Annotated in this window: 10 protein-coding genes and 1 tRNA gene; all 11 read left to right on the top strand. The window is 64.4% G+C overall.

All coding sequences use genetic code 11. The annotated features are described in order from the left end of the window. The first annotated feature begins 98 nt into the window (after nucleotides 1–98). Nucleotides 99–872, top strand: a complete 774-nt coding sequence (locus ACNFIA_RS11150; RefSeq protein WP_259757879.1) for an ABC transporter ATP-binding protein — start codon at nucleotides 99–101, stop codon at nucleotides 870–872. 14 nt (nucleotides 873–886) lie between these two features. Further along, a complete protein-coding gene (locus tag ACNFIA_RS11145) occupies nucleotides 887–1639 on the top strand; it encodes an ABC transporter substrate-binding protein (protein ID WP_236171132.1) in 753 nt (250 codons plus the stop codon). A gap of 55 nt (nucleotides 1640–1694) precedes the next feature. After that, nucleotides 1695–2390: an ABC transporter permease gene (locus ACNFIA_RS11140; RefSeq protein WP_259757880.1), complete on the top strand. Its 696-nt coding sequence runs from the start codon at nucleotides 1695–1697 to the stop codon at nucleotides 2388–2390. Beyond that, entirely contained in the window at nucleotides 2387–3079 is a 693-nt protein-coding gene (locus tag ACNFIA_RS11135) for an ABC transporter permease (protein ID WP_416784829.1), read from the top strand. The genes ACNFIA_RS11140 and ACNFIA_RS11135 overlap by 4 nt, the downstream gene beginning before the upstream one ends. A gap of 64 nt (nucleotides 3080–3143) precedes the next feature. Continuing rightward, nucleotides 3144–4364, top strand: coding sequence for a methyltransferase (locus ACNFIA_RS11130; protein ID WP_416785419.1), 1221 nt, complete (start codon nucleotides 3144–3146; stop codon nucleotides 4362–4364). Between the two features lie 389 nt (nucleotides 4365–4753). Beyond that, nucleotides 4754–5233 carry a MarR family winged helix-turn-helix transcriptional regulator gene (locus tag ACNFIA_RS11125; protein ID WP_259757882.1) on the top strand — a complete coding sequence of 160 codons (480 nt, stop codon included), beginning with the start codon at nucleotides 4754–4756 and terminating at the stop codon, nucleotides 5231–5233. Next, nucleotides 5230–6693 (top strand): efflux transporter outer membrane subunit, encoded by a 1464-nt coding sequence (locus tag ACNFIA_RS11120; RefSeq protein ID WP_416784826.1) that lies wholly within the window; start codon nucleotides 5230–5232, stop codon nucleotides 6691–6693. Before ACNFIA_RS11125 ends, ACNFIA_RS11120 begins: the two co-directional genes overlap by 4 nt. A 13-nt stretch (nucleotides 6694–6706) precedes the next feature. Next, on the top strand, nucleotides 6707–7891 hold the full coding sequence (locus ACNFIA_RS11115; protein ID WP_416784824.1) for an efflux RND transporter periplasmic adaptor subunit: 1185 nt from the start codon (nucleotides 6707–6709) through the stop codon (nucleotides 7889–7891). Between the two features lie 13 nt (nucleotides 7892–7904). Beyond that, nucleotides 7905–9443 (top strand): DHA2 family efflux MFS transporter permease subunit, encoded by a 1539-nt coding sequence (locus ACNFIA_RS11110; RefSeq protein WP_416784822.1) that lies wholly within the window; start codon nucleotides 7905–7907, stop codon nucleotides 9441–9443. Nucleotides 9444–9517: 74 nt separating this feature from the next. Further along, nucleotides 9518–9593: transfer RNA gene (locus ACNFIA_RS11105), tRNA-Thr, on the top strand. A 237-nt stretch (nucleotides 9594–9830) separates the two neighbouring features. Beyond that, nucleotides 9831–11267, top strand: coding sequence for a mannose-1-phosphate guanylyltransferase/mannose-6-phosphate isomerase (locus ACNFIA_RS11100; protein ID WP_416784820.1), 1437 nt, complete (start codon nucleotides 9831–9833; stop codon nucleotides 11265–11267). Nucleotides 11268–11364: the final 97 nt, after the last annotated feature.

Below are 11364 nucleotides of genomic sequence, written 5' to 3'. Positions count from 1 at the left end.
ACTCTGGAGTGCGTGTTAGGTTGCCCCTCGCCAGGATGGCCCCGATTCTGCAGTAACCCCGCTGCGAAAGCGTCCGAATAACAAAAGAGGAGCCCCCTATGGCCACGGCCATACCCGCACTGGAAATCCGTAACCTGCACAAGCGTTACGGTGACCTGGAAGTGCTCAAAGGCATTTCCCTGACCGCCCGCGACGGCGATGTGATTTCCATCCTCGGCTCCTCCGGTTCCGGTAAATCCACGTTCCTGCGCTGCATCAACCTGCTGGAGAACCCGCACCAGGGCCAGATCCTGGTCGCCGGTGAAGAGCTCAAGCTGAAGAAGTCCAAGGACGGCTCACTCATCGCCTCCGACAGCAAGCAGATCAACCGGCTGCGCAGCGAACTGGGCTTCGTCTTCCAGAACTTCAACCTCTGGCCGCACATGAGCATCCTCGACAACATCATCGAGGCCCCGCGCCGCGTGCTGGGCAAGACCCGCGCCGAAGCCACCGAGATTGCCGAGGCCCTGCTGGCCAAGGTGGGCATCTCCGACAAGCGCCACTGCTTCCCCGCGCAGCTTTCCGGCGGCCAGCAGCAACGCGCCGCCATCGCCCGCACCCTGGCGATGCAGCCCAAGGTCATTCTCTTCGACGAGCCGACGTCGGCACTGGACCCGGAAATGGTCCAGGAAGTGCTTAACGTTATCCGCGCGCTCGCCGACGAGGGTCGCACCATGCTGCTGGTCACCCATGAAATGAACTTTGCACGCCAGGTATCCAGCGAGGTGGTGTTCCTCCACCAGGGCCTGGTAGAAGAGCAGGGACCGCCGCAGCAGGTATTTGACAACCCGCAATCGGCACGCTGTAAACAATTCATGTCCAGCCACCGCTAACGGAGCATCACTGCATGAACAACTATAAGAAGATCGTTCTGGCTATCGCGGCCACCTTCGCACTGGGGAGCCAGGCCATCGCCGCGGACAAACTGCGCATCGGCACCGAAGGCGCCTACCCGCCCTTCAACGGTATCGACGCCAGCGGCCAGGTCGTCGGGTTCGACATCGAGATCGGCAAGGCGCTGTGCGCCAAGATGAAGACCGAGTGCGACGTCGTCACCTCCGACTGGGACGGCATCATCCCCGCCCTGAACGCCAAGAAGTTCGATTTCATCGTCGCCTCCATGTCGATCACCGACGAGCGCAAGCAGGCGGTGGACTTCACCAACCCCTACTACACCAACAAGCTGCAGTTCGTGGCGCCCAAGTCGACCGACTTCAAGACCGACAAGGGTTACCTGAAAGGCAAGGTGATCGGCGCGCAGCGCGCGACCATCGCCGGCACCTGGCTCGAAGACAACATGGCTGACACCGTCACCATCAAGCTGTACGACACCCAGGAAAACGCCTACCTCGACCTGTCCTCGGGCCGCCTCGACGGCGTGCTGGCGGACAAGTTCGTGCAGTACGACTGGCTGAAAAGCGACGCCGGCAAGGACTTCGAGTTCAAGGGCGAGCCGGTGTTCGACAACGACAAGATCGGCATCGCCGTGCGCAAGGGCGATCCGCTGCGTGACAAGCTGAACGCCGCTCTGAAGGAAATCGTCGACGACGGTACCTACAAGAAGATCAACGACAAGTACTTCCCCTTCAGCATCTACTGATGCACGTGCCGCGCCGCCCGTCCCGGGCGGCGCGCGCCTTCAGGCGTGACTCCCCATGATTTTCGACCTGCACGGCTTTGGCGATCAGTTGATCGCCGGCACCTGGATGACGCTCAAGCTTTCGCTCGCCGCAGTCTGCGTCGGACTGATCCTCGGCCTGCTCGGCGCCGTCGCCAAGACCTCGAAGAACACCTTCCTGCGCATGCTCGGCGGCTTCTACACCACCGTGGTGCGCGGCGTACCCGAGACACTCTGGGTACTGATGATCTATTTCGGTACCGTCACCGGCCTGAACGCCATCGGCAACCTGTTCGGCTACCCCGAATTCGCCCTCTCGCCCTTCGCCGCGGGCACCTGCGCCCTGGGCCTGTGCTTTGGCGCCTACGCCACTGAAGTCTTCCGTGGCGCGCTGCTGGCGATCCCCAAGGGCCACCGCGAAGCCGGCCAGGCGCTGGGCCTCTCCGCGCCGCGGATCTTCTGGCGCATCGTGCTGCCGCAGGTATGGCGCGTGGCACTGCCGGGCCTGGGCAACCTCTACCTGATTCTGCTGAAGGACACCGCACTGGTCTCGCTGATCACCCTCGACGAGATCATGCGCAAGGCCCAGGTCGCCTCCAACGCGACCAAGGAACCCTTCACCTTCTACATGACCGCGGCCTTCATCTACCTGGGCCTGACCGTCTTCATCATGGCCGCCCTGCACTTCCTCGAGCGTCGCGCCGGCCGTGGCTTCGTGAGGAACGAGCTATGACCGATTTCGAGCTGATCCTCAAATGGCTGCCGAAGATGCTCCAGGGCGCCACGCTGACCCTGGAGCTGCTGGCCATCGCCGTGGTCGCCGGCCTGTGCCTGGCGGTGCCGCTGGGCATCGCCCGCGCCTCGCGGCACTGGTACGTGCGCGCAGTGCCCTACACCTACATCTTCTTCTTCCGCGGCACGCCGCTGCTGCTGCAGCTGTTCATCGTCTACTACGGCTTCGCCCAGTTCGAGAGCGTGCGCAAGGGGCCGTTCTGGCCGTACCTGCGCGACCCGTACTGGTGCGCCCTGCTGACCATGACACTGCACACCGCGGCCTACATCGCCGAAATCCTGCGCGGCGCCATCCACGCCATCCCGGTGGGTGAAGTGGAAGCCGCCCGCGCGCTGGGCATGTCCCGGCGCCAGGCGCTGTTCCACATCATCCTGCCGCGCGCGGCGCGCATCGCCATGCCGGCCTACAGCAATGAGGTGATCCTCATGCTCAAGGCCAGCGCCGTGGTGTACACCGTGACGCTGTTCGACATCATGGGCATGACGCGCACCATCATCGCGCGCACCTACGAGGCCATGCTGTTCTTCTGCCTGGCCGGGGTGTTCTACCTGGTCATCACGCTGCTGCTGACCCGCATCTTCCGCCTGCTGGAACACTGGCTGAAGGTGGACTCCATGCAAGGCCGCTGACCGGCGCGCCGACCGCCCACGGGGCCGTTATAATGCGCGCCCCGTGGCTTGCCCTCCTCGCACCGTGCTCCCGAACGACGCGCCCCTGACCGGCTCCAACCTGCTCCAGCGCTTCCAGGCACTGGATGGCTTCCTGCTGGCCAATCAGGCGCTGTGGCGGCCCAAGCCCTTCACCGTGCTGGAGCTGCCGTGGGAGCACGATCACCCCGAGCTGGCCGCCTGGCTGCGCCGCCGCAGCCTCGAGGACGCCGACGCGGCGCACAACAGCCCCGCGCAACTCGACGCTCCCGCGCCCTTCCCCGCGCTGGCTGCCAGGGCGGCCGAGCTGGCTGCCGTCGGCGAGCTGCCCGGCACGCCGCTGGGCGCGTTGCCCAATCTGCTCACCGTCGATGTGCCCGGGCGGAAGTGGCAGCAGATCGAAGCCTTCGCCAGCCGCCTGGCATTCGCCGAGGCGCCGCGCCAGTGGCTCGACTGGTGCGCCGGCAAGGGCCACCTGGGTCGCCTGCTGGCGCGCGACGGCACGCCGCTGCTGAGCCTGGAGTTTGACAACGCCCTGGTGGAAGACGGCCAGCGCCTGAGTGACCGGCTTCGGTTGCACGCCCATCATCGTCAGCAGGATGTGCTGGCGCCCGACGCCGGCCAGCATCTGCAGCCCGAACACACCGCCGTCGCCCTCCACGCCTGCGGCGATCTGCACGTGCGCCTGTTGCAACTGGCCAGCACCCGCGGCTGCCGCCAGCTCGCGGTGGCGCCCTGCTGCTACAACCGCATCGACAGCGAGCACTACCAACCACTCTCCCAGGCCGCGCAACAATCGGCCCTGCAACTCTCCCGCGACGACCTGCGCCTGCCACTGGCAGAAACCGTGACCGCCGGCGCCCGCGTTCGCCGCCAGCGGGATGGCTCGATGGCGCGACGGCTGGCCTTCGACCTGCTGCAACGGGAAGTCCGCGGCGTTGACGCCTACCTTCCCATTCCCTCCGTGCCGCCGACCTGGCTGGACAAATCCTTCGCGGACTACTGCCGCGAGCTGGCCGCACTCAAGGGCCTGGCCCTGCACGACGACCTCGACTGGCCGCAACTGGAAAGCCAAGGCTGGCAACGCCTGGCCCAGGTACGCAACCTCGAACTGGTGCGCGGGCTGTTCCGCCGGCCGATGGAATTGTGGCTGCTGCTTGACCGGGCATTGTTCCTCGAAGAGCAGGGCTATCGCGCCACCTTGGGTGCCTTCTGTGCCACCCGCATGACCCCACGCAACCTGCTGCTGCTCGCCGAACGCATCTGAGACGGGCGTTCCAGGGCTTCACTCACAGCCCCTGTGGATAACTCTGTTCGTAACTGCGGAAAAAAGTCCCGTTTCTGTCCTTCCAGACCGCCTCGCTGCGATCTGATCATTTTCTGAGCACACCAATATATTCTTTAAAAAACAAACAGTTACGAACAATCGTGATTGCGATCACATCCCATATGCGTTTTTTGCCCTACAGCGTTCGCCGTTGTGCATAAAGGGCCGACAAGGTCGTAGGAAATCAGCCATTCCTGTTGTAATTCCCGCTCCAATGGCGCTTCTTCGAACGGATTGTTGCGTAATCGCGACAATCGAATCTTGTTAATCGCTGCCTAGGCAGTATCATTTCGAAACATTTCACTGCCTAAGCAGCCATCTGTTTTGACATGAATCATTACGACGTCGCTGATTTCCCGTTCAAAGGCTCCATCGGCCAATTGCTGGGCGCCACCGCCATCCTCAAGGATCGCCTGCTGGACAAGCACCTGGCTCACCTGGACATCACGGCCGCGCAGTTCAAGGTGCTGTTCTTCATCGGCAACGACCGCGCCAATACGCCCGCGGAGCTGTGCCGCGAGCTGTCCATCGACAGCGGCTCCATGACCCGCATGCTCGATCGGCTCGCGCGCAAGGACTTGCTGCTTCGCGCGCCCTGCCAGAACGACCGCCGCAGCGTGCGGCTGAGCTTGAGCCGCGCAGGCCAGGCAGTGAACGACGAGGCCCCGCGCATCGCCGCCGCGGCGATGAACGAGCTGGTCGGCGGTCTTTCCCGCGATGAACTGCAAACCCTCACCGGCCTGCTCGACAAGATCCTGCGAGCCCACGGCGCCGGGGCTCATTGCGCGGCGCAGGAGCAAAGACCATGAGCCACCTCCGCATCGCCCTGCTGCCAGCCGCCGTATTCGCGGCCCTGCTGGGGCTGTCGGGTTGCGTCAGCTACTCGGGCCTCGGCACCAGCGGCAAGTCCGTTGACCCGGCCAGCCTCGACGGCACAGCGCTGTCGCCCGCCGCCTGGCCCAGCGAACACTGGTGGACCAGCCTGGGCGACCCGCAACTGGACAGCCTGATCAACGAAGCCCTGCAGGGCACGCCGGACCTGGACATCGCCAGCGCCCGCGCCCGCCAGGCCATCGCCGCGGCCCAGGCGCAGGATGCCGAACGCCTGCCCAGCGTCAAGGGTAACGCCAGCTACGCCGGCATTCGCGCCCCCGAAAGCGTCCTGCCGGCGCCGACCGGCGGCCGTTACTCGGCCGTGAAATACCTGTCGCTGAGCTTCAGCTACGACCTCGACCTCTGGGGCGGCCAACGCGATGCCTGGGAAGCCGCCCTCGGCCAGGCCAACGCCGCCGAAGTCGATCGCCAGGCCGCTGCGATCACACTCTCCACCAACGTGGCCCGCGCCTACAGCAACCTGGCCCACGCGTTTGTCGCCCGCGATCTGGCGCGCGATGAGCTGGAGCGCTCCCAGCACCTCTTCCAGCTCAGCCAGAAGCGCATGGACGCGGGGCTGGACAGCAAGGTCCAACTGCAACAGACACAGTCCCAGGTCGCCAGCGCGAAGCAGCAACTGGCTGCCGCGGAACAGGAGATCGCCAGCGACCGCATCGCCCTCGCCGTCCTGCTCGGCCAGGGCCCGGACCGTGGCCAGGAGCTGCAGCGCCCGCAGGTGCTCAAGCCCGGCGCGCTGAGCCTGCCATCGAACCTGCCGGCCGAACTGCTGGGCCGCCGCCCGGACATCGTCGCCGCGCGCTGGCGCGTCGAAGCCGCGTCGAAAAGCATCGATTCGGCGAAGACCGAGTTCTATCCCAACGTGAACCTGGGCGCGATGGTCGGCCTGGCCGCCCTGCACACCAGCGACGTGCTGAAGGCGCCGAGCCGGTTCTTCCAGGTCGCCCCGGCGATCTCCCTGCCGATCTTCGACGGCGGGCGCCTGCGCGCCAACCTGGCCGGCAAGGACGCCGACTACGACCTGGCCGTCGCGCAGTACAACAAGACCCTGGTCAACGCCCTCGGCGAAGTCACCGATGACCTCGGCAAGCTGCGCTCGCTGGAGCAGCAGATCGACGACCAGCGCGATGCCCGCGACATCGCCAAATCCAACTTCGACCTGGCCATGCGCCGCTACGGCGAAGGCGTCGGCAACTACCTCGACGCCCTCAGCGTGCAGCAGCAGCTGCTCCTCGCCGAGCGCCAGCTGGCCAACCTGGACGCCCAGCGCATCGACCTCTCGGTGCAACTGGTCCAGGCCCTGGGCGGTGGCTACCGGCCCGACACCCCTTCCACCTCCGCCCCGCTCGCCCAGGCGAGCGCGGCCGCCGCGCATTGAACGAGGCATCGACATGAGCACCGCCACCCAAGAGACGCCCAACAGCAATCCCAAGCGCAAACGCTGGCTGCTGATCCTGCTCGCCGTCGTGATCCTGGCCGGCCTCGCCAGCGTCGCCTGGGAAGTCCTCTACGGCCGTTGGCACGAGGATACCGACGACGCCTACGTGAACGGCAACGTGGTACAGATCACCCCCCAGATCACCGGCACCGTGGTCAGCATCGGTGCCGACGACGGTGACCTGGTGCAGAAGGGCCAGGTGCTGGTGAAGTTCGACCCCAGCGACGCCGACATCGCCCTGCAGCAGGCCGAGGCCAACCTCGCGCGCACCGTGCGCCAGGTGCGCGGGCTGTTCAGCAATGTCGACGGCTACAAGGCCGACGTCGCCACCAAGAAGGTCGCCCTGGCCAAGGCCGAGGCCGACTTCAAGCGCCGCCAGAACCTCGCCAACGACGGCGCCATCTCCCAGGAGGAACTGGCCCACGCCCGCGACGCCCTGGATACGGCACGCAGTTCGCTGACCAATGCCGAGCAGCAACTGGACACCAACCGCGCCCTGGTGGATGACACCGTGATCGCCTCGCACCCTGACGTCAAAGCCGCTGCCGCCAAGCTGCGCCAGGCCTACCTGGACGACGCTCGCGCGGTCATCATCGCGCCCGTCACCGGCTACGTCGCCAAGCGCACCGTGCAGGTCGGCCAGCGCGTGCAGCCGGGCGCCGCGCTGATGGCGGTGATCCCGCTGGACCAGGTGTGGATCGACGCGAACTTCAAGGAAACCCAGCTCAAGCACATGCGCATCGGCCAGCCGGTGGAGATCCGCTCCGACCTCTACGGCAGCGACGTGAAGTATTCCGGCACCGTGGACAGCCTCGGGGTCGGCACCGGCAGCGCCTTCTCCCTGCTGCCGGCGCAGAACGCCACCGGCAACTGGATCAAGATCGTCCAGCGCGTGCCGGTGCGCATCCGCGTCAATGCCGAGGAGCTGGCGAAGAATCCGCTGCGCATCGGCCTGTCGATGGACGTCAACGTCAGCCTGCACGACCAGAGCGGCCCGGCCCTGGCCCAGCAGCCGCCGCACCAGGCGGTGTTCTCCACCGACGTGTACCAGGAGCAACTGGCATCGGCCGACCAACTGATCGAAAAGCTGATCCAGGCCAACCTGGCCGACGCCAACCATCGCACCGCCCAGCGCTGATCTGCCCGCCGCCATGAGCCAGCCCAACAGCAGCAGCTTCAGCCCGCCCAGCCTGGTCATGGCCACCATCGGCCTGTCACTGGCGACCTTCATGCAGGTGCTCGACACCACCATCGCCAACGTCGCCCTGCCGACCATCTCCGGCAACCTCGGGGTGAGCTCCGAGCAGGGCACCTGGGTCATCACCTCCTTCGCGGTGAGCAACGCCATCGCCCTGCCACTGACCGGCTGGCTCAGCCGCAAGGTCGGCGAGGTGCGGCTGTTCATCGCCGCCACCCTGCTCTTCGTGATCGCCTCGTTCCTCTGCGGCGTCGCGCAGCAGATGGGCATGCTGGTGGGATTCCGCGCCATCCAGGGCTTCGTCGCCGGGCCGCTCTACCCGATCACCCAGACACTGCTGATCTCCATCTATCCGCCGGCGAAACGGGGGATGGCGCTGGCGCTGCTGGCGATGGTCACGGTGGTCGCGCCCATCGCCGGGCCGATCCTCGGCGGCTGGATCACCGACAGCTACAGCTGGCCGTGGATCTTCTTCATCAACGTGCCCATCGGCCTGTTCGCCGCCATGGTCGTCTACCAGCAACTGCGCGCCCGCCCAGTGGTGATCAAACACGCGCCCATGGACTACATGGGCCTGGCGATGCTGGTGATCGGCGTCGGCGCCCTGCAGATCGTGCTCGACAAGGGCAACGACCTGGACTGGTTCGAATCCGGCTTCATCATCGGCGGCACGGTGATCGCGGTGATCGCCCTGGCGGTCTTCGTGATCTGGGAGCTGACCGACAAGCACCCGATCGTCAACCTGCGACTGTTCGTGCACCGCAACTTCACCGTGGGAACCCTGGCGCTGGTTGGCGGCTACGCGGGCTTCTTCGGCATGAACCTGCTGCTGCCGCAGTGGCTGCAGACGCAGATGGGCTACACGGCGACCTGGGCGGGCCTTGCAGCCGCGCCGATCGGCATCCTGCCGGTGTTCCTCTCGCCGCTGGTCGGGCGCTACGCGAACAACTTCGACCTGCGCCTGCTCGCCGGCCTGGCCTTCCTCGCCATGGCGGCAACCTGCTTCATGCGCGCCGACTTCACCACCGAAGTCGACTACCTGCACATCGCCATGGTGCAGATGTTCATGGGCCTGGGCGTGGCGTTCTTCTTCATGCCGATCCTGAGCATCCTGCTATCCGACCTGCCGCCGGACCAGATCGCCGACGGCTCCGGTCTTGCGACCTTCCTGCGGACGCTGGCCGGCAGCTTCGCCGCGTCGCTCACCACCTGGATCTGGAACCGCCGCGCCACCATGCACCACGCCTACCTGACCGAGAACCTCAGCCAGTACGACCCGGCCACCCGCACCACCGTCGAACAACTCGGCGGCCCCGGCCAGCACAGCGCTGCCTTGCTGGAGCGCATGGTGGAAAGCCAGGCCTACATGATCAGCACCATCGACTACTTCACCCTGCTCGGCTGGTTGTTCCTTGCCATGCTGGTCGTCATCTGCCTGGCCAAGCCCCCCTTCGGCGCCAAGCCCGGCGCAGCGACCGCCGGAGGGCACTGACCAAAACTGCGGATCATTCTGACAAATCAGTGGTTTACACCCCCGGCGACGTGACTATAATGGCGCCCCTCCTTGCCGGTATAGCTCAGCTGGTAGAGCAACTGACTTGTAATCAGTAGGTCCCGGGTTCGATTCCTGGTGCCGGCACCATTCTCAAAAGCCCACCCGTCGGTGGGTTTTTGCATTTTTGAACTGAATCATTTCCACGCACTCCAATCGCTGGAGTAGTTGCGTATGACCGATTCAATGGTCGGATGCTCTAGGAGCATCTGTACTCATTGCGGTAGTCTTACGCGCTCGCCGTGAGCACGGGTGCCGTTATCCACTGGATCGCCCCGTTATCAAGCGACGTGGCGCAGGACGACTTTTGCAAAGGAATTTTCATAGATGCTGATCCCAGTGATCATTTGCGGCGGCGCAGGCAGCCGGTTGTGGCCAGTTTCGCGCGAAGCGCACCCCAAACCCTTCATGCCCCTTCCCGATGGGCAGAATCTTTTGCAGAAGACACTGCTCCGCGCCCTTGCCTTGGATAGCGTGTCGGAAGTAATGACCGTCACCAACCGCGAACTGTTTTTCAAGACCGAAGACGAATACCGCGCCCTCAAGCATCAGGCCACCTGCCTGAGCTACGTGCTGGAGCCGTTTGGCCGCAATACCGCTGCTGCTGTTCTTTCCGCTGCGCTGCAATTGAGTCAGGCCCACGGCCCGGACGCGCTGATGCTGGTTTTGCCTGCGGACCATTTGATCAAACACACCGATGCGTTCGCTGAAGCAGTCGCCAATGCGACGCGCCTGGCAGGCGCCGGCTGGCTCGTCACCTTTGGCATTGAGCCGCAGTACCCTGAGACCGGCTTCGGCTATATCGAAAGTGACAGCGATGTCCTTGATGGCGGCCGGAAGGTCAAACGCTTCGTTGAGAAGCCGAGCCTGGAGAAGGCCGAAGAGTACCTGTCTGCAGGCAATTACTTCTGGAACTCGGGCATGTTCTGCTTCCGAGTGGGCACTCTGATCGACGAGATGAAGATCCACGCCCCTGAGGTGCACGAAGCCGTAGAGGCCACCCTTGAGCAATCCCGCCTGACAGAGGCCCCCGCTCATCGCTGCCTGTCGCTTGAAGGCGACCTGTTCAAGAACGTCCCAGACATCTCGATCGACTACGCACTGATGGAGCGCTCTTCGAAAGTGGCCACCGTCCCCTGCAATCTGGGATGGAGCGATATCGGTTCCTGGAACGCCCTGAGCGAACTGACGCCGGAAGACACAAACGGCAATCGCTGCGAAGGCGAAGTGCTGGTCCATGGCGCCAATAACAACTATGTGCACAGCCCTGAACGCCTTGCCGCTCTGGTCGGAGTACAGAACCTCATTGTCGTGGATACTCCGGACGCACTGCTGATCGCGCATAAGGAGCATACCCAAGACGTCAAGCAGATCGTGGCGCAGCTGAAAAAGAACGGCCACAGCGCCCACCTTCTGCACCGCACGGTACACCGCCCTTGGGGCACCTACACCACACTTGAGGAAGGCCACCGCTTCAAGATCAAGCGCATCGTGGTCAAGCCGGGAGCATCGCTGTCGCTGCAAATGCATCATCACCGCAGCGAGCACTGGATCGTGGTCACCGGCATGGCTCAAGTGGTCAACGGCGACAGCACCATGATGCTCAACAGCAATGAATCGACGTTCATCCCCGCGGGACACAAACATCGGCTGGAGAATCCCGGAGTAATCGATCTCGTGCTGATCGAGGTGCAGAGCGGTGATTATCTTGGCGAGGATGACATCGTACGCTTCCAGGATATTTATGGTCGCGTTACGTGCTGACATCCCTTGGCACCTCCGATGCCCGCTCTTTTGCGGGCATTTTCCTAATACCGACCAAGAAGATTCTTCAATATTGGGCTCAACGGATTCCTGCCGT

It is taken from the genome of Pseudomonas sp. NY15437, assembly GCF_048068435.1.
GTDB classification, from domain to species: domain Bacteria; phylum Pseudomonadota; class Gammaproteobacteria; order Pseudomonadales; family Pseudomonadaceae; genus Pseudomonas; species Pseudomonas nitroreducens_B.
This window is presented reverse-complemented; position numbering and strand designations above follow the sequence as displayed.